The following is a 19,624-nucleotide window of genomic DNA, read 5'->3' as shown; positions in this document are numbered from 1 at the left end:
TTAAATAGTTATAAACCTACTTGTACGCCTAATAATACGGTACGCGGATTAGGGAACGATCCATAATCAAAGCCCCTGTTAATAGTTCCATCATTTATAAAATCAGGGTCATAACCTTTGTATTTGGTAAGGGTGTACAGATTTTGGCCTGATACATATACCCTGAAGCTTTTAAAGGCATGTGTTTTGTTTAATATTGATGATGGTATGGTATAACCAATTTGCGCAGTTTGGATACGTGCGTATGAACCATTCTGAATAAACCTGTCTGAGTTTCTTCCATTACCGTTCGGGTCGCCAATTACCGGGCGCGGCACATTGGTATTAGTGTTGGTAGGCGTCCAGAAATTTAATTCATCAGTTGATGCATTTACATACTGGCCCTGCATTAAAGTTTGGTAAATACCGTTGGCTATTTTGCTGCCTGTGTTGCCCTGTATAAATACCGATGCATCAAAAGCTTTGTAATAAGCATTAAGGTTTAAACCAAAGTATAATTTAGGGATGGCTGAACCCAGGTAAGTTTGATCGGCATCGGTAATTATACCATCGCCGTTTATATCCTTAAATTTAATATCACCTACTTTGGCACCTATTTGTGTAGCATGGTTGGTTAAATCTGATGCAGTTTGGAAAATACCCTGTGTTACATAACCATACAATTCACCTACCTCGTGCCCTACAGCTGTTTTGCTGTACGCGCCATAGATAGGGTTATTACCGTTACCTAACGATAATACTTTATTTTTAAGTGTTGATGCATTAGCGCTGATGTCATAACGGAAATTACCTTGCGACTGGCTATGGTAAGTAACTGTAAACTCAAGCCCCTTATTGGTAAACGATGCCGCATTTACAACCGGCGTATTGGTTGCACCTACCGAAGCAGGAATAGGTACGGCTAAAAGAATCCCGTCAATTTTGTTATCGTAGTACTCAGCAGTGAATGATAAATGGTCATTCAGCATGCTCAGGTCAAGCCCGATATTTTTGGTTTGTTTTTGCTCCCATTTGTTGTTTTGGGCAAATACCTGAGTTTGGCTGGTTCCGCTGGCAAGGGTATTTCCAAATACGTAACTGGCGTTTGAGTTAACAACCGTTTGGTAATCATAGTATCCCAAAGCTTCAACATTACCTTGTTTACCGTAACCTGCACGCAGTTTCAGGTTAGTAATAATATCCGGCAGGTGAATAAAATGTTCTTTGCTGATATTCCACCCAACCGATGCCCCTGCAAAATCACCGTAACGATTTGCTGCGGGCAGTTGTGAGGTACCATCCCGACGGTAGTTACCTGTTATTAAGTAACGGTCATCATAGTTGTAGTTAACACGGCCAAATATCGGCGAGTAAAAATAGCGGGTGCCACTGTTACCAAATAACAATTTATTGGTTGGATCGCTCACATTATCAAACGACAGCAGATAAGGCTGGGTTAAATTAGTAGCCGATCCAAAAATGGTATTGTTACTGTCTTTTTGGTAAGCTGTACCGGCCAATAGCTCAACACTGTGCTTTTTAACAGAAAACTTATAGCTTAAAGTATTTTCAATCAATGAGGTAAAAGGCTCGCCTCTTGCATCGCTGTAATAAGCAGATATGCTTGGGTAAAACCAACCCAAATCATAAGTAGGTTCAAAATAAAAGTTACGGTAATCAGTTCTGTCATAACTAACACTGATCTTATATTTCAGGTTTTTGATGATCTCTAATTCGCCCCATGCCGATCCTAAGAACCTGTTGTGCTGGCTCTCGTTAGTGATCAGGTTATTTACCCCGATGATATTTAGCGATATGGCACGCTGTGTATTTTGATCAACCCCGCCAAAACCACCTGCGCGTGATGGATCATATACCGGCATAGTAGGGATAGCCGAAACCAAGTCAACAATCTCATTACCTGTACCATGTAAACGCGGATAGGCCAAATTCCTGTAGTACGCTTCAGTGTAAGCAAGCTTAGCACCGTAGGAGAAAATGCCTTTTTTACCCTGCATTTCGGCACTAACGTTATAACGCTTAAAGTATGGGCCAGCAACTACAGTACCTGTCTGGTTAAAATAGCCCATTGCTATTTTATAGGTGGTAAACTCATTACCGCCAGAAAAACTCAGGTCGTGATTTTCAGTGATCCCGGTTTTAAAGGCTGATTTTTGCCAGTTGGTATTTACGTTACTGATATATGAGCTTGACGAAGGATCATTACCCGGTGCTAATGAAATACCGGCATTGGTTTCGGCAGCGTCAGCAATTTTTTGGTATCCGGCCCTGTCAGTAACTGATAACTGTTTAGGATTTTTCTGTACACCGTAATAACCGCTGTAATTGATTTTTAACGGACCATTCTTCCCTTTTTTAGTGGTGATGATGATTACACCCGCAGCACCACGGAATCCGTAGATAGCACCCGCAGAGGCATCTTTTATAACCTGCATGCTTTCAATATCACCCGTTGGGAAATCAAAAGGCGTCATGGTAGGTACACCATCAATTACATATAGCGGATTGTTATTGGTTAATGAACTTACGCCGCGAATATGGATGGTAACCCCTTCTCCGGGTACACCTGATCCGTTCACTTCAACGCCCGCAACCTGGCCTTGCAGTTCCCTGGCTACATCAAAAGTTACCCTTTTATCAGCATCTTTTAAATTTACTACGGATACCGAACCGGTTAAATTTTCCTTTTTCTGTGAGCCGTAACCAACCACAACTACCTCATTTAGTGAGCTTGATGCAGCTTTTAACACAACGTTTATCGGCGAATCGCCTACTATAACGTTCTGTGGCTCGTAACCTATAAATGATACTACAAGCGTACTGCCGCTGGCAGCGCTAATGGTAAAATTTCCATTAATATCAGTTATGGCATTTAGCTTTCCGCCTTTAACGGCAACGGTAGCCCCAGGAAGCGCCGCTCCGGTATCGTCCTTTACAACACCTTTTACCGGTGTTTGTGCCATAGTGCATATTGATGATGCTAACATCAATAATAAGAACACTATGCTTAGGCCGTGTCTTCTTAAAATTTCAAGTCGGGGTGATTTCATAATTTGTTTTTTTGATGATTGGTTATTTTGAATTAATTGGTGGCAGGTTGATAAACGGATATAGGTATATATATCCGCAGGGTATTAAAACCAAAGCAACTCTCAGGAAATCCATGGGCAAAAGCAGCATGATACCGGTTTTTTAAATAGCCGCTGTTTTTAAAAATGGCGCACACTTGTTCAAGAAAACGATTCGTAGAATTTGCTCTCATAATTTCTGAAACATCACATTTTTACATTAGGCTTTATGGTTGCAACCTGGCGCTGTCTGTAAAAAAATAGTATAATTTGGTTATTTGGTTTATAGTCAGGCGGTATATTGTCCGGCCTAATTAAAATCTAAGGTAGAATAATTTTTTTTTAATTGTGAAATAAACACTTAAAAAAAATTCAAATAATAGGTGTATTTAATACACTAATAATATGGTAAAAATGGGCTAATTAAGTATTTTATTGAATAAAAATGCTACCTGATAATAAATTTCCACATCGAAAAAAAAAATTATATTTGTTCGCCGTAGTTGACTTTATCTTTATCAAATGCACAAATATTCGAAACAAATCCGCCTGTTATTAGCAGTTGACTGTATAATTTTTGGGTTTGATGGTGAAACTTTAAAAATCCTTTTAATAAAAAGGGCTTTTAACCCCGAGAAAGGTAACTGGAGCTTAATGGGTGGCTTTGTGCAGCCTACTGAAAGTATTGACCAGTCTGCAAATCGCATTTTAAAACAGCTTACCGGCCTTGACGGGGTGTACCTGGAGCAATTGTACACATTTGGCAGCACCAACCGCGACCCTATTGAACGTACGGCATCAGTATCATACTTTGCATTAATCGATATTCACAAGTATGAAACACAGCTTAGTAACGATTATCATGCCGAGTGGTTCCCATTAAAACGAGTACCTAAGCTTGTCTTTGATCACCAGGAAATGGTTGAGGCCGCAAAAAGACGGATCCGTTATAAAGCAGCCCTCCACCCTATCTTATTTGAGCTTTTACCCAAAAAATTCACCATTCCGCAGCTGCAAACGCTTTATGAAAGTGTTTTTAATACCTCCATTGATAAAAGAAACTTCAGCAAAAGGGTTTTAGCTACCGGCTTACTGATAAAACTGACCGACAAGGATAAAGCGAGCTCAAAACGCGGCGCTTATTACTACCAGCTCAACATGCAGAACTATTATGCCAAGTTCCAGGCGTTTTTAAACTTCATCCCCAACCCGGATACCCTACTGCTCTGATTTTTTACACATAGTCAAAAAAATAATTAAATGTTTTTAAGGAGATATTTTTTTTTCTGATAAATTAATTGTTATTTCGACACTAATTATAAAACCTCACATCAATATGGATCAATTTGTGATTGGAGTGGACTATGGGTCTGACTCTGTTCGCTCGGTGTTAATCAACGCCATTAATGGCGAAGAAATAGCCTCGTCGGTATTTAATTACCCACGCTGGCAGGATGGCTTATATTGCAACGCTGCCGAAAATCAATTCAGGCAGCACCCGCTCGATTATATAGAAGGACTGGAAACAACCATTAAGGATTGCCTGCAAAAAGCAGGAGGCAGTTCTGCAGCAAAATCAGTTCGCGGCCTTTCAATCGATACCACCGGGTCAACACCAGTAGCGGTTGATAAAAACGGCGTTCCATTGGCTTTAACGCCGGGTTTTGAGCAAAACCCTAATGCCATGTTCATCTTATGGAAAGATCATACCTCGGTTAACGAAGCTGCTCAAATTAATAAGCACGCTACCCGTTTTGATATAAACTACCTTAAGTATGTAGGTGGTATTTATTCGTCCGAATGGTTTTGGGCAAAACTGCTGCATATTTTAAGGGCTGATGAGCAGGTACGCAATGCCTGCCACTCCTGGGTTGAACATTGCGACTGGATTCCTTTCCTTTTAACCGGGGGCAAAGAGGCAGGCCATATCATGCGCGGTCGTTGCTCGGCAGGGCATAAAGCCCTATGGGCCGAAGAATTTGGCGGCCTTCCGCCTGATGAGTTTTTCACCTCGCTTGATCCTTTGTTAAAAGGGTTTACCTCGCGCCTATTTACAGAAACCTATACAGCAGACCAAAAAGCAGGCTATTTAAGTAAAGAATGGGCCGAAAGGCTTGGCCTGTCAACCGATGTGGCCGTTGGTATCGGTGCATTTGATGCACATATGGGCGCAGTTGGGGGACAAATAGAGCCTTATCACCTGAGCAAGGTAATGGGTACCTCAACCTGCGATATTTTGGTTGCACCAACACATGAAATGCAGGGTAAATTAGTAAAAGGTATTTGCGGGCAGGTAAATGGTTCGGTTATTCCCGGGATGACTGGGCTTGAGGCCGGGCAGTCTGCCTTTGGCGATACCTATGCATGGTTTAAAAATATGATCTCGTGGCCACTGAATAATTTGCTGAAAGATTCGGCAATTATTGATGCAAAAACAGCCGAAGCCTTGCGCAATGAAATGAGCGAACGCATTATACCTGAACTAAGCAGGCAGGCTATGCTTTTACCCATTGAAGAAAATAACGAATTAGCTATTGATTGGTTTAACGGCCGCCGCACTCCAGATGCCGACCAAACACTTAAGGGCGCCATTACAGGTTTAAGCTTAGGTAGCGATGCGCCTAAAGTTTTCCGCTCATTAGCCGAAGCTACCTGCTTTGGTGCCAAAAGCATTGTTGACCGTTTTATTACCGAAGGTATCCCCGTTAAAGGTATCATCGGGATTGGCGGGGTGGCAAAAAAATCGCCGTTTGTAATGCAAATGATGGCCGATATACTTAATATGCCTATCCGTATCCATCAGTTTAAACATACCTGTGCTTTAGGGGCGGCTATGTTTGCAGCAGTTGTAGCCGATATTTATCCAAACGTTGAAGAAGCTATGGCCGCAATGGGCCGCGGTTTTGATGTTGAATATTATCCGGATAAGCAATACCAGCAGATCTATACCAACCGTTATGAGCAATATAAAAGCCTGGGCAAATTTGCTGAATGGCAAATTGCAGTTAAAAACACCCTTAATTTACAACAAGCAGACGCCATTTTATCATGAGTAAATACCAGCATATAAAACAGGAAGCATTTGAAGCAAATATGCAGCTGCCAAAATTAGGATTGGTGCTGTTTACCTTTGGTAATGTTAGCGCCGCCGACAGAAGCCTGGGCGTTTTTGCCATTAAACCAAGCGGCGTACCTTACCAGGAACTTACGCCCGAAAAAATGGTGATTGTTGATTTTGACGGCAACACCGTTGAGGGAGATCTGAGGCCATCATCGGATACTAAGACGCACGCAGTGCTTTATAAAAACTGGAGCGATATAAACGGTATAGTACACACCCACTCTACCTATGCAACGGCCTGGGCTCAAGCACAAAGGGATATACCTATTTATGGCACCACCCATGCCGACCATTTAACAGCCGACGTTCCTTGCGCCGCTCCAATGGATGATGAAATGATACAAGGTGATTATGAATACCAAACCGGGTACCAGATTATCAATTGCCTTAATGAACGTGGCTTAAGCTATACCGATATTGAAATGATATTGGTAGGTAACCATGCACCATTTACATGGGGTAAAACAGCTGCTAAAGCCGTTTACAACAGTGCTGTTTTAGAGTCGGTTGCGCAAATGTCGCATTTAACCGAGCAGATTAATCCGGATGTGCAGCGTTTAAAATCATCACTGATAAAAAAACATTTTGAGCGCAAACACGGGCCATTGTCATACTATGGCCAAAATTGATTTATATTTAGTTGCTGACTATTTTAAACCAATATATAACAAAGCAATAATAAACACCTGCAGCAGGTATTATAAACCTTACTGCAATAATTGAATTATAACTTAATACGTTAAATTAATGATCGATCTAAAAAAATTTGAGGTTTGGTTTATAACCGGAAGCCAGCATTTATATGGTGAAGAAACACTTAAAAAGGTTGCTGAGCATTCACAACAAATAGCCAAAGGGCTTGATGGTTCGGGGCAGATCCCGGTACGCGTGGTATACAAACCGGTAGTAAAAACAACCGAAGAAATTTATAACACCCTGCTGGAAGCAAACCGCACCGAAAATTGTATTGGTATAATTACCTGGATGCATACCTTCTCTCCCGCTAAAATGTGGATCCGTGGTTTAAGTATCCTGCAAAAGCCAATGCTGCATTTACACACGCAGTTTAACCAGGATATTCCGTGGAGCTCTATTGATATGGATTTTATGAACCTGAACCAAAGCGCCCATGGCGACCGCGAATTTGGTTTCATGGTATCGCGTATGCGCAAAAACAGGAAAGTGGTGGTTGGTTACTGGCAGGATGAAGAAGTATTAAGCCAGATAGAAGCCTGGACAAGGGCAGCAGCAGGCTGGCACGACTGGCAAGGCGCAAAATTTGCCCGCTTTGGCGATAACATGCGTTTTGTTGCCGTTACCGATGGTGATAAAGTTGAAGCCGAATTAAAATTTGGTTTTGCGGTTAATACTTATGGTATTGGCGATTTAGTTGCGATAATTAATGAGGTTAGCGAGGAGGCTATAGATGCACTTTTAACCGATTATGAAAATACATATACAATGGATGCCGCATTACTTAAGGGTGGTGAAAAACACGCTTCGGTTTATGAGGCGGCAAAAATTGAGATCGGGTTGCGTACTTTTTTAGAGAACGGCGGCTTTAAGGGCTTTTCAGATACTTTCGAAGATCTGCATGGTATGATCCAGTTACCGGGTATTGCTGCACAACGCTTAATGGCCGAAGGCTATGGCTTTGCAGGCGAAGGTGACTGGAAAACAGCGGCATTAGTACGTGCCTTTAAGGTAATGGGCAGCGGACTTAAGGGCGGCAATGCCTTTATGGAAGATTATACCTATCACTTCGATCCAAATAACAGCCTGGTCTTAGGCTCGCACATGCTGGAGGTTGATGCTTCATTAGCAAATGGAAAACCATCATTGGAAGTGCATCCGTTAGGTATTGGCGGCAAAGCCGATCCGGCACGTTTGGTATTTAATGTAGCTGGCGGCCCTGCTTTAAATGCTTCAATTGTTGATATGGGTAACCGTTTCAGGTTGATCATTAACGAAGTTGAAGCTATTGAACCGATACATGACCTGCCTAACCTGCCGGTTGCGCGCGTGCTTTGGAAACCTTACCCGGATATGAAAACCGGTTGTGCCGCATGGATTTATGCAGGTGGCGCACACCATACCGCTTACAGCCAAAACTTAACTGCCGAACACTTGCAGGATTTTGCTGACATGGCCGGGATTGAGTTTTTACGTATTGGTAAAGACACCAGGCTTGACCAGTTCCGTAACGAGCTGCGCTGGAACGATGCTGCCTATAAAATAAACTAAACAATTACAGGCCGGTCAATCCTGATGGGAAATGACGGTTGCCGGCCTGTATAATACCCTAAAACTATTACCAATAAAACCCTTTTATGAACAAATTCTCAAGCATCGATTACGTCATCTTCGTAATCTACTTTATTGTGGTATCCAGCTATGGTTACTGGGTATACAGCCGCAAAAAAGTTAAAGGCGTATCAGACAGTAAGGATTTTTTCCTTGCCGAAGGTTCGCTTACCTGGTGGGCTATCGGGGCATCGCTGATAGCATCAAACATATCGGCCGAGCAATTTATTGGCACCAGCGGACAAGGGTTTGCAGTGGGCCTTGCCGTAGCGGCTTATGAATGGGTTGCAGCTATCGCTCTTATTATTGTGGCGGTATGGTTTATCCCGGTGTTTCTGAAAAATAAGATCTTCACCATGCCGCAGTTTCTGCATACCCGGTACAACGAAACGGTGAGCTTTGTGATGGCTATTTTTTGGCTGTTTCTTTATGTTTTTGTAAACCTTACCTCTATCCTTTTTCTTGGGGCATTAGCTATTAACAACCTTGCCGGCGGCGGCTACCTGCATGAGATCATCATAGCGCTGGCTATATTCGCGCTCTTCATTACCCTGGGTGGTATGAAAGTTATAGGCTTTACCGATGTTATACAGGTTTTAGTATTAGTGGTTGGTGGTTTAGCTACAACTTATATAGCCTTAACATTAGTAAGCGAGCATTTTGGCTTAGGCAAAGATGCGATGGCCGGGTTAAATGCGATGGTAAAAGATGCTCCCGATCACTTTAAAATGATGATGGCCAAACCTAAACCAGGCGCATCGCAGGCCGATATTAATAAATACCTTGCCTTGCCGGGTATTGCCATGTATTTTGCAGGCCAATGGATAGTTAACCTTAACTACTGGGGCTGTAATCAATACATTACTCAGCGCGCTCTCGGTGCCGATCTTAAAACGGCGCGTACCGGGATCCTGTTTGCAGGTTTAATGAAACTGGCAATGCCTATAATTGTTGTATTACCGGGTATAGCAGCTTACGTATTGTATAAAAATGGCGGCTTGCAGCACGAAATGTCATCAGGCGGGCATTTCAATTCCGATAATGCTTACTCTGCCATTCTCGGCTTTTTACCTACGGGATTAAAAGGACTATCAGTAGCTGCACTTACTGCCGCTATCGTAGCTTCGCTTGCGGGTAAGGCTAATAGTATCTCCACCATTTTTACTCTGGATATTTACAAAAAACATATCAGCAAAGACGCCAGCGAAAAAAGGATGGTTATTGTGGGCAAGCTAACTATTTTGGCTGCGCTGATATTCTCCATCATCCTTACCTGGAAAGATCTTTTAGGTATTGGCGGCGAAGGTGGTTTTACATTTATTCAGAAGTATACCGGGTTTATTAGTCCGGGGATATTTGCCATTTTCATTTTGGGCTTCTTTTGGAAACGCACTACCGGTGCAGCAGCCATTGCGGGTATTTTAACCGGGTTTGCCATGTCGGTATTATTTAATAACTATGCTCCAGCATTATTCGGGCACGAAACATTTTTATACACGGCCTTCCCTAATGGTAAAGGCGGTTATGAAATCCCCTTCCTGATCTGTATGGGCCTGTCGTTTATGTTCACCATTATTGTTATGGTTGCCATCAGTTTTGCAGGGCCAAAGATCAACCCAAAAGCATTCGATATTCCGCGGTCAATGTTCAAGGTAGAAAAATCAACCCTGGCATTAATTGTAGTAACACTTATACTGCTTACTATGCTTTATGCAAAGTTCTGGTAGTAAATTAAGATAATAAAAATAAACATTCCTCCCTTTTTATACATTGGTTAATGGCTGTTAAGGCGCCCGCCTTGCAGCCATTTTAATTTTATGGCTATCCTTTATTCATCTATACAAATCCCTCATTTAGCGATAAAAGGTTTTTGATTGTTGCTTTATTCATCACCTTTATCTCCATCACCATTTGCAGCTTTTATAACAAAACAGGCAATAACAATTAAAAAACACCATATATTTAGAAAACATGTTTTACATTATTTTAAAGCAGTATCTATTTTCCGGGGAACAAAAAGATTAAAATGCTTCGCTCTAAGGCCACCACATTCTTTATTCATGCAGCCGGCTGGCTGGTGTTTTTAGGCTTCCCGCTGCTGTTTATGAACCGTACGCAGCAAAGCAGCAGCAGTACCTATTATGTTGTGCTTTCGCCCTATTACTGGCTTTTTTGTTTAACGTATATTTTTATGTTTTACTTAAATGCCTGGTATCTGGTACCCCGGTTTGTATTCAAAAAAAGATATGTTTATTATGGCATTATAGTAATACTGCTTTCGGGCTGTGTATACTTTTTACAACCCTTTGATAACCTGCTTGGCCATAACCTGTTAAAAAATAAAGCAAACACTACAGAAGCACCCACCGCAATACCCATAACCAGTACCGATAGTGCAGCCCCAGGCATGAAAAGCATGCCCTTTGGCCCCCTGCCGCACGAAGATATGCGCATGCAGGATCCTCGTTTTAAACGGCCAAACGGTATTATATTTATTCATCAATCGGGCAATATTGATATGGTAGGGTTGTTTATATTTATTATTGTAATAGGTTTAAGTATAGCCGTAAGCACCGTACAAAAATGGCAGATGACCGAAAAATTAGTAGTAAAGGCCGAAGCAGAAAAAGCCCATGCAGAACTCTCTTTTTTAAAGGCACAGATCAACCCGCATTTTCTTTTTAATACGCTTAATAATATTTACGCACTGTCGGTAACGAATAATAAAAACACATCCGAAAGCATCATGAAACTCTCGAACATCATGCGATATGTTACTGACGAGGTTACCGAAGATTTTGTTTTGTTAGAAGATGAGATCAACTGCATTAATGATTATATTGATCTGCAAAAGCTCCGTATAGGAAAAACCACGCAATTAAACTTCACCATTACCGGCGAAATATTGAACCAAAAAATAGCGCCCTTATTGCTGATGACTTTTATTGAAAATGTATTTAAATATGGCATCAGCAAGCGCGAAATGGCTGTAATTAATATCAGCTTAAACGTGGAAGCAACCCGGTTAATCTTTTATTGTCAGAATACTATTTTTGAAAGCATATCTTCTATAAAACGGAAAGGAATTGGCATTGTTAACACCACCCAGCGTTTGGAGCATATATACCCTGGTAAACACAAACTGAACGTTAATACCGATAACAATTTGTTTACCGTGAATTTAGAAATTGAATACTAAATATGAGCCAGTTAAAATGCATAGCAATTGATGATGAGCCATTGGCATTGGAGATCATAACCAAATACGTTGCTGAATTTCCGGCATTGCAGTTGATCCGTACATTTGAAGATGCAATTTCGGGGGCTGAGTTTTTGAAGAGTAATAAGGTAGACCTACTTTTTATTGATATTAATATGCCCGATATTACCGGGATCGAACTGGTGCGCTCACTGTCGGCCACACGGCCGATGGTTATATTTACTACCGCCTATAAAAACTTTGCCTTTGAGGGCTTTGAACTACAGGCATTGGATTATTTACTGAAACCTATCAATCTTAAACGCTTTTCGGCAGCGGTTGAAAAGGCTGTTGATTATGATAAATACAAAAGCGCAGCTAAGGACGAAGCGGATGAAAGTATTTATGTGCACTCCGAATACCGGCTGATAAAGATTAGCCTGAAGGATATTAAATACATTGAAAGCATGCAGGATTATATTAAAATATATACCACCATTGCCGAAAAACCGATCCTTACTTTACTTACGTTGAAAAGCATCCTGGAGAAACTCCCGCCGAGCCAGTTTGCCCGCATACACAGGAGTTATGCAGTGGCTATAAAGAAGGTCAAATCCATTCATAACCATAAAGTTAAGCTCGATAACATTGAGCTACCCGTAGGCAATAATTACTCCGAATTTATTAAGGGGTGGTCAAAATAGCATGCCAATAAATGCATTCGTCGGTATATTACCTGTATTGAGCGACACATTATTTAGCTTATTTAAAATAAACCTGAATTTTAAATAAACCAATAATAATATTACAGCCATGCAGCATACATTAACCAACAAAAAGATATTAGTACTTGATAAAGGCTCCAGGATATTATCAGTTATGGACGACATTATGTTTTACCGTAACTTTGATCTGCATCTTATCTATGATCCTAATGCGGTGTATGATAAGGCTAAATCATTGAAGCCCGATCTGATCATATTGGATTATTTACTGCTCGATGAGGATTGTGAACTGGTATGCAGGGATTTGAAGGAAGACAAAGACCTTGCTAATGTGCCCGTATTTGTAGTTACGGCCTACAGGAGCAAAAGAGCTATTGCCGATTCATATAAATGCGATGCGTTGTTTTTAAAACCGCTTGATCTGGATGTGCTGGCCTCAAGAATTGACTATTTAATGGCATCCTGAGTAAAATCATTAGCAGCCTAAACAAGTAAAATATTACATTTATATCCTGAAAAAGTAAATTAGCACCATTGAAGCGGGTACCTATCATGAAAATAAAAAAAAATATAGCAACAAGTGAGAACGGTTTTATTTTCAACCCGGCAACAGGCGATTCATTTTCAGGTAATGCATTGGCAACAGCCATATTAGCCGCCCTTAAAAGCGGTGAAACTGATGCACAAATAAAACAGGACATATTAGAAAAGTACGAAGTTAGGCCCGAACAATTGGAACGCGACTGGGAAGACTGGATTTTACAACTAAAAGAAGCTAATTTGCTTGAAGTTTAATTGAACTACTGATAACATCAGGATTATGAATATAGGTATAACAGGCTTAAACGCCAATGATAATCCGGGTCCTGGTGTAGCAGTTATCAGGGCCTTGATTGAAGAATTTGGCAGAGATAATTTAAGAATCATCGGCTTAAGCTATGAATCAATGGAACCCGGCATCTATATGCCTGATATGGTTGATGCCGCCTATCAAATCCCCTATCCATCGGCTGGCACTGCCGCCCTTATGGACAGGCTTACCAGTATTCACCAACAGGAAAACCTTGATCTTATTATCCCAAACTTTGATTCAGAACTTTACAACTTTATAAAAATAGCCCCCTGGCTAAATACCATAGGCATAAAAACCTTTTTGCCTACACATGAACAGCTGGAGGCACGAGATAAAATAAACCTGGCTGCATTTGCTGCTAAAAACAACTTTAATGTTACCGAAGATCATTTGCTTTACTCGGTGAACGATCTAAAATCAGCATCGGATAAATTAGGTTATCCTTTGGTTATAAAGGGCAAGTACTACGAGGCTTATGTTAGCAATACGGCCGACGTTGCGCAAAGATCATTTTACCAGCTAAGTGCCAAGTGGGGCTTACCTGTTATAGCCCAGCAATTTATTAAGGGTACCGAGATAAATATTGCAGGCTTAGGCGATGGCAAAGGCAATGCCATCAGCATAATACCTATGCGTAAGCTTTACATTACCGATAAGGGAAAAGCCTGGGCAGGCATAACCATTGAAGACCCTGCCCTTATAGCCCTTGCGCAGCAATTTACCAGCGTAACCAAATGGAAAGGCGGCTTTGAACTTGAAATTATGCGCGATGCTAACGGCAACCTGTTTATTATGGAAATAAACCCAAGATTCCCGGCGTGGATATACCTTACAGCCGGGGCCGGGCAAAACCAGCCTGCGGTTTTGGTAAAAATGGCCCTGGGCGAAGAAGTACCTGCCTTTACCGAGTATAAGGTTGGCAAAATGTTTATACGCTACTCATGGGATCATTTGGTTGATATTGCCGACTTTCAGCAATTTTCGGCATTTGGTGAATTAGCCGTGGCTGGTTTAAATTTGATTAAATAACGTGCAAAAACTAAAATACGAGCGGCCATATATCAAAAAGCTGAATACCGGCCCAATGAATAAATTTGGCACGCGTACCGAGGTACAAACCGTTAAATATATTGACGGGCAACCCGTTGAGGGTCTAATTGAGCAATATGGCTCTCCGCTGTTTGTATTATCTGAAAAGCAGATCCGCCGTAATTATAATTCAGCATTGAGGGCTTTTAAAACCCGCTACCCTGCCGTGCAATTTGCATGGAGCTATAAAACCAATTACTTAAATGCCGTCTGCAATATATTTCACCAGGAAGGCAGCTGGGCCGAGGTAGTATCGGGTTTAGAATACCGCAAGGCAATAGGCAACAAAGTACCCGGTAACAAAATTATATTTAACGGCCCGGGCAAGCATAAGCGGGACATAATTTTAGCAGTTGAAAATGATTCCCTGATCCATATTGATCATTTTGATGAATTGTGCACCATTATTGAGGTTTGCAAAAACCTGGATAAAAAACCACGGGTGGCTATCCGCGTAAATATGGATACCGGGGTTTACCCTTCGTGGGATCGCTTTGGTTTTAATTACGAAAACGATGAAGCCTGGAATGCCATAACCAAAATAGTTGAGTCGGGCAAAATGCAATTGGTGGGTTTACACTGCCATATCGGTACTTTTATGCTATCGGTAAATGCCTACAGGGTGGCCGCTGACAAAATGTGCAGCCTTGCTATGAAATGCAGTAAACAGTTAAACAACCCTATTCAATACCTGGATATGGGTGGTGGTTTCCCATCAACCAATACCCTTAAGGGCGCTTATTTACCTGGGGTTGATACCGTACCATCAGTAGATGATTTTGCCGAAGCAATTACCACCACCATACTTGAATTTGGCTTTAAGCAGGATGAGCTGCCCCTTTTAATTTTAGAATGTGGCCGGGTGCTGATTGATGATGCAGGTTACCTTTTGGGTACCGTAATAGCAAACAAACGCTTAAACGATGGCCGCTTAGCTACCATTATGGATTTTGGTGTTAACACCCTATTTACCTCCTTTTGGTACGATCACCAGGTTACTCCCGCACAGGACACCACCCAGCATACCGAAAATATGGTGATTTACGGCCCGCTTTGTATGAATATTGACGTGATTAGGGAAAGCATAAACCTGCCCCTGCTCAATACCGGCGATAATGTTGTGGTGCACAAAGTTGGCGCCTATAACATGACCCAATGGATGCAGTTTATAACCAGCAGGCCCGGCATAGTATTAATTGGCGAAGACCAGCAGGTGCACCAGCTCAGGGTTCCTGAAACATTAGAATATATGGAAACACCGGAAATAGTTCCGGCGCATTTAATTTCGCACCACATCAGCAAGTGAAAAAAAGCATTCCGTTTAGCATACAGGCTGTAATTAACAGTTACGCTATTTTGTTCTTCTCGCAAAACAAAATATTAGGCCTGCTGCTGCTTGCTGTTTCGTTTTTTAACCCTACTGCGGGTATAGCAGGCTTGCTCAGCGTAATTTTCACTATTGGCTTTGTAAGCCTGATGGGTTATTGCCGCGAAAGTACACGGATAGGCCTCTTCAGCTTTAATTCGCTGTTGCTTGGGATAGGCTTTGGTACTTTTTACCAGTTCAACATTTCCTTTTTTTGCTGGCTGCTGATAGGATGTTTAATTACCGCTATATTAAGCGTAACGCTTGCCACCTTATTGGGCAAATACGGTTATCCCCTGTTATCAGTACCCTTTGTTATTACATTTTGGATAGTGCTTGCAACCGTTAACAGTATTTATCATATGGGGCTTGAGCAAAAAAACAGTGCCATATTAAATGAACTCTCTACCACATCAAAAAACAATGCGTTTCAATTAACCGGTGTGTTTGATTTCAGCCATATCCCCTATTTACCTGGTTTATTTTTCAGGGCATTGAGCGCCGTTCTGTTCCAGAATAATATCCTAACCGGCATCATCATCAGCATTGGTTTACTCATTCACTCACGCATTAACTTTAGCCTGCTTTTTATTGCCTTTACTGTAGCGTGCCTGTTTAACAAACTAACCGGCACCTATCCCGAAGGTTTCAGTTACTATCATTTGGGCAGTAACGTTATGATGGCATCGGCGGCCATTGGCAGCTTTTTCCTGATTCCTTCGGCACGGTCGTATTTATGGGCACTCATTACTGTACCCATCACTATGCTTTTCATCAATGGGTTCACCAAAATATTAGGTATTTATGATCTGCCTGTGCTCTCCCTGCCTTTTTGCCTGTCTACCTTTTTATTGCTTGTTTTTTTCAGGCTGAGGATAAGCCCCGGCAAATTACAGCTGACCATTTTACAGCATTATTCGCCAGAGAGAAATCTATACCAGTATTTAAATGCCAAAGAGCGTTTGGATGAACTTAAATATTTCAAATTTAACCTGCCATTTATGGGACGATGGACGATTTCGCAAGGATACGACGGTACTATCACCCACAAAGAAGCCTGGGGCAAAGCACTTGATTTTGTTATAAAAGACGAGGATGGCAATACCTATAAATATCCGGGCATACAGGCCGAACAATATTATTGCTACAACAAACCTGTATTGGCCTGCGGCGATGGCATAGTTGAAGAAGTGGTTACCCATATTGACGATAACGAAATTGGACAGGTAAATACGATTGAAAACTGGGGCAATACCATTGTTATAAAGCATTTAACAGGCTTGTACAGCAAGGTATCTCACCTCAAAAAAAATTCCATTAAAGTAAAAACAGGTGATTTTGTTAAACAAGGCGATTTGATAGCCCTCTGTGGTAATTCGGGCCGCTCACCTGAGCCGCATTTGCATTTCCAGGTACAAACCACACCCTATATTGGCTCGCAAACGCTCGCATATCCGTTTTCATATTTTATCGACGAAAAAGACAATAGCCTTTGCAGCTTTAAAATTCCTTCCGAAGGGGAAGAAATTAGTCCGCTCGGGACTACCCATTCAATTAAACAGGCATTTAAATTACAGCCGGGCTATTTGGCTACCGTATCAGCAGCTGATTTTGAAACCGAACATTTGGAAGTTTTTACCGATGCCTATAACCAATCCTACATCCAGAGTAAAACAACAGGGGCTGTAGCCTATTTTATTAATAACGGCAGCTCTTTTTATTTCACCAGCTTTTATGGAGATCAAAAATCACTTCTATTCTATTTTTATTTAGCTGCCTACAAAGTAATGTTTGTAGGCGATGAAAAAGTTAAGGTTACGGATGCCTACCCGGTACAATTATTTGCCAATAAACCTATTTTGTGGTTGCATGATGTATTGGCACCCTTTAAACAGTTTATAAAATTAAGCTATAATAATGCATGTATAACTAAGGGAGCTGAAACAGCCTTTTGTGCTGAGCAGCACAGTACTATTTGGGGTAGCCGCAAAAAAACAATGGAGGCAACGGTATTACTTAATGGCAACAGCATACAAGCTTTTACAGTGAGTTTAAACGGAAAGAAAGTTGAAGCAAAATGGATTGTAGAAAATATTTACTGATCTTGACTTTCATTTTAAGCTTTAAGGCCGCCACTGCACAGGAGCTAAGCTTTCAACAGGCGGACAGTACCTCCGAAGCTTTGTTTCAGGCAGGAGAATGGCACAAGCTATTACATTTTGGGGCGAGGTCGATCCATGATTCAATTGATTTTCCGGCGCTAAGGCTCAGGCTGGGTTATGCTGATTTTGTAACCGAAAATTATCATGCAGCCTTAAAACAATATCATAAAATACTTAAACAAAACGCTTACGACCAAACAGCCCGTTATTTTTCTTACTGGAGCCATCTGTATCTTAACCAGGACCAAGGCGCAGCTTACGACGCCGCCTATATGGATGCCGACCAGCTAAAGGCCGCTAACATGCGCAAGTTTGATTTTATAAGCGCTGGGCTTGAATCGGGTATCAAATTTTCTGACAATTATTACCGTGGCAATGCCTATTATAACCGGTTTTCGTTAAGCAACCGCTTATCATGGCGCTTACAACTGGATCAATCTATCGCTTATTTTACGCAGTCTATTGATAACAGGCGGTATATCTTTTTGAATAACAATACCGGTAAAAAAGACAATCAGTTTGAATATTACGCCAAGCTAAGTTATGCCATCACAGAAAATATGCGCATATTGGGTGCTTATCACTATTTAAATACTAATTTTTTAAATATTACGTATAACAGTAATATCGGCCTGGCCGGCTTACAATATAATGGCACCTATATTAATTTACAGGGAGATATAAACTGGGGCTCAATGATTAAAAATTACCTGATACAATATAACGCCGCAGTAAGCATTTACCCTTTTGGCAACTTTAACTTATATACCATAAGCCGTGCATCATACCTGCATCAAAATGGCGCAGGGCAGGCAATTTTTAACCAAAGCGCCGGGTTTAAGTTTATAAAAAATATATGGCTCGAAACTTCGGCCACTTTTGGCAACCAGGATAATTATATTGATAAAGATGGTTTATACATTTACAACTCCATCGACAGAACTAAACTAAAACTTGGCGAAACGGCTTTTTTTCAGCTAAGTAAACAAGTACAATTGCAGTTAAATTACGCTTACGAAAAAAAACTGGATGAAACCCATAGCCTGAGCTATGGCCAGCATGCTGTTACTACGGGAATACTATGGAGATTTTAAAACGAATTACTTTTATTACTTTATTTGTTTTAGGTGCCGTTAAAGTTAATGCACAAACCGTTGCTGTGCTACAAAAAGCATTTCATAACAGCTATACTGACGAAGCCAGCAAAAACTATGCTGGTGCAATAAACGATATTTCGGCTTATTATACCGAAGGGAGCTATGAAATAAACATAAGGCTTGGCTGGCTTAATTATTTAAATAAAAACTACAACGCATCGCAGGCTTATTACCTTAAGGCTATCAACCTGCGGCCAAATGCCATCGAGGCTAAATTTGGTTATGTACAACCCTTATCGTTTTTACAAAGCTGGGATAAAGTGTTAGAGCAATATTTAGATATTATAAAAATTGCCCCGCAAAATACCCAGGCTAATTACTGGGCCGGTATTATTTATTATAACCACAAGCAACACGAAACTGCTATAAAGTACTTTAAAGTTGTGGTAGGTTTGTACCCTTTTGATTATGACGGAAACCACATGCTGGCTTGGTCTTATCTGCTATCGGGCAAAAAAGCTGAAGCCAAAACCTTTTTTGAAAAGGCCCTGATCATTAAACCAGGAGATGAATCAAGTACCGACGGACTTAACCGTTGTAAATAGCCTGATCTTCAGCCCTTCTCTCCTGAATTGTAATT

Annotated in this window: 15 protein-coding genes; 14 read left to right on the top strand and 1 reads right to left on the bottom strand. The window is 41.2% G+C overall.

The window, feature by feature from the left end:
* Window positions 1-8: 8 nt before the first annotated feature.
* The gene (locus tag ACQY4U_RS10905; RefSeq protein WP_428329438.1) at window positions 9-3,050 is read right to left on the bottom strand and encodes a SusC/RagA family TonB-linked outer membrane protein; all 3,042 of its coding nucleotides are present in this window, start codon (window positions 3,048-3,050) and stop codon (window positions 9-11) included.
* Between the two features lie 540 nt (window positions 3,051-3,590).
* Between ACQY4U_RS10905 and ACQY4U_RS10900 the strand changes: the two genes are divergently transcribed.
* The 14 genes from ACQY4U_RS10900 (at window position 3,591) to ACQY4U_RS10835 (ending at window position 19,589) form a co-directional block, all read left to right on the top strand.
* A complete protein-coding gene (locus ACQY4U_RS10900) occupies window positions 3,591-4,298 on the top strand; it encodes an NUDIX hydrolase (RefSeq protein ID WP_428329437.1) in 708 nt (235 codons plus the stop codon).
* Window positions 4,299-4,404: 106 nt separating this feature from the next.
* On the top strand, window positions 4,405-6,120 hold the full coding sequence (locus ACQY4U_RS10895) for a ribulokinase (RefSeq protein ID WP_428329436.1): 1,716 nt from the start codon (window positions 4,405-4,407) through the stop codon (window positions 6,118-6,120).
* Entirely contained in the window at window positions 6,117-6,818 is a 702-nt protein-coding gene (locus tag ACQY4U_RS10890) for an L-ribulose-5-phosphate 4-epimerase (protein WP_428329435.1), read from the top strand. Before ACQY4U_RS10895 ends, ACQY4U_RS10890 begins: the two co-directional genes overlap by 4 nt.
* A gap of 118 nt (window positions 6,819-6,936) precedes the next feature.
* Window positions 6,937-8,433, top strand: a complete 1,497-nt coding sequence (araA, locus tag ACQY4U_RS10885; RefSeq protein WP_428329434.1) for an L-arabinose isomerase — start codon at window positions 6,937-6,939, stop codon at window positions 8,431-8,433.
* 86 nt (window positions 8,434-8,519) lie between these two features.
* Entirely contained in the window at window positions 8,520-10,220 is a 1,701-nt protein-coding gene (locus ACQY4U_RS10880; RefSeq protein WP_428329433.1) for a sodium:solute symporter family transporter, read from the top strand.
* 299 nt (window positions 10,221-10,519) lie between these two features.
* Window positions 10,520-11,692, top strand: a complete 1,173-nt coding sequence (locus tag ACQY4U_RS10875; RefSeq protein ID WP_428329432.1) for a sensor histidine kinase — start codon at window positions 10,520-10,522, stop codon at window positions 11,690-11,692.
* Window positions 11,693-11,694: 2 nt separating this feature from the next.
* On the top strand, window positions 11,695-12,396 hold the full coding sequence (locus tag ACQY4U_RS10870; protein WP_428329431.1) for a LytR/AlgR family response regulator transcription factor: 702 nt from the start codon (window positions 11,695-11,697) through the stop codon (window positions 12,394-12,396).
* A 109-nt stretch (window positions 12,397-12,505) separates the two neighbouring features.
* Window positions 12,506-12,883, top strand: coding sequence for a response regulator (locus ACQY4U_RS10865; protein ID WP_428329430.1), 378 nt, complete (start codon window positions 12,506-12,508; stop codon window positions 12,881-12,883).
* A gap of 86 nt (window positions 12,884-12,969) precedes the next feature.
* Complete coding sequence (locus ACQY4U_RS10860) at window positions 12,970-13,212, top strand: PqqD family peptide modification chaperone (protein WP_428329429.1); 243 nt, start codon at window positions 12,970-12,972, stop codon at window positions 13,210-13,212.
* A 25-nt stretch (window positions 13,213-13,237) separates the two neighbouring features.
* Complete coding sequence (locus ACQY4U_RS10855) at window positions 13,238-14,299, top strand: ATP-grasp domain-containing protein (RefSeq protein ID WP_428329428.1); 1,062 nt, start codon at window positions 13,238-13,240, stop codon at window positions 14,297-14,299.
* A 1-nt stretch (window position 14,300) separates the two neighbouring features.
* The gene (locus ACQY4U_RS10850) at window positions 14,301-15,665 is read left to right on the top strand and encodes a hypothetical protein (RefSeq protein ID WP_428329427.1); all 1,365 of its coding nucleotides are present in this window, start codon (window positions 14,301-14,303) and stop codon (window positions 15,663-15,665) included.
* Entirely contained in the window at window positions 15,662-17,827 is a 2,166-nt protein-coding gene (locus ACQY4U_RS10845) for an urea transporter (protein WP_428329426.1), read from the top strand. The genes ACQY4U_RS10850 and ACQY4U_RS10845 overlap by 4 nt, the downstream gene beginning before the upstream one ends.
* Before the next feature lie 2 nt (window positions 17,828-17,829).
* Complete coding sequence (locus tag ACQY4U_RS10840; protein WP_428329425.1) at window positions 17,830-18,981, top strand: hypothetical protein; 1,152 nt, start codon at window positions 17,830-17,832, stop codon at window positions 18,979-18,981.
* Complete coding sequence (locus tag ACQY4U_RS10835; protein WP_428329424.1) at window positions 18,969-19,589, top strand: tetratricopeptide repeat protein; 621 nt, start codon at window positions 18,969-18,971, stop codon at window positions 19,587-19,589. Before ACQY4U_RS10840 ends, ACQY4U_RS10835 begins: the two co-directional genes overlap by 13 nt.
* Window positions 19,590-19,624 lie beyond the last annotated feature (35 nt).

The sequence above is a fragment of the Mucilaginibacter sp. genome (assembly GCF_965277465.1).
GTDB lineage: Bacteria > Bacteroidota > Bacteroidia > Sphingobacteriales > Sphingobacteriaceae > Mucilaginibacter.
Note: the sequence above shows the minus strand (reverse complement) of the source record. Positions and strands in the feature narration are given on the sequence as shown.

What these genes read in the sequence shown, in the direction of transcription:
- ACQY4U_RS10905 (WP_428329438.1), bottom strand. Translation starts at nt 3,050, where the DNA reads ATGAAATCACCCCGACTTGAAATTTTAAGAAGACACGGCCTAAGCATA.
- ACQY4U_RS10900 (WP_428329437.1), top strand. Translation starts at nt 3,591, where the DNA reads ATGCACAAATATTCGAAACAAATCCGCCTGTTATTAGCAGTTGACTGT.
- ACQY4U_RS10895 (WP_428329436.1), top strand. Translation starts at nt 4,405, where the DNA reads ATGGATCAATTTGTGATTGGAGTGGACTATGGGTCTGACTCTGTTCGC.
- ACQY4U_RS10890 (WP_428329435.1), top strand. Translation starts at nt 6,117, where the DNA reads ATGAGTAAATACCAGCATATAAAACAGGAAGCATTTGAAGCAAATATG.
- araA (WP_428329434.1), top strand. Translation starts at nt 6,937, where the DNA reads ATGATCGATCTAAAAAAATTTGAGGTTTGGTTTATAACCGGAAGCCAG.
- ACQY4U_RS10880 (WP_428329433.1), top strand. Translation starts at nt 8,520, where the DNA reads ATGAACAAATTCTCAAGCATCGATTACGTCATCTTCGTAATCTACTTT.
- ACQY4U_RS10875 (WP_428329432.1), top strand. Translation starts at nt 10,520, where the DNA reads ATGCTTCGCTCTAAGGCCACCACATTCTTTATTCATGCAGCCGGCTGG.
- ACQY4U_RS10870 (WP_428329431.1), top strand. Translation starts at nt 11,695, where the DNA reads ATGAGCCAGTTAAAATGCATAGCAATTGATGATGAGCCATTGGCATTG.
- ACQY4U_RS10865 (WP_428329430.1), top strand. Translation starts at nt 12,506, where the DNA reads ATGCAGCATACATTAACCAACAAAAAGATATTAGTACTTGATAAAGGC.
- ACQY4U_RS10860 (WP_428329429.1), top strand. Translation starts at nt 12,970, where the DNA reads ATGAAAATAAAAAAAAATATAGCAACAAGTGAGAACGGTTTTATTTTC.
- ACQY4U_RS10855 (WP_428329428.1), top strand. Translation starts at nt 13,238, where the DNA reads ATGAATATAGGTATAACAGGCTTAAACGCCAATGATAATCCGGGTCCT.
- ACQY4U_RS10835 (WP_428329424.1), top strand. Translation starts at nt 18,969, where the DNA reads ATGGAGATTTTAAAACGAATTACTTTTATTACTTTATTTGTTTTAGGT.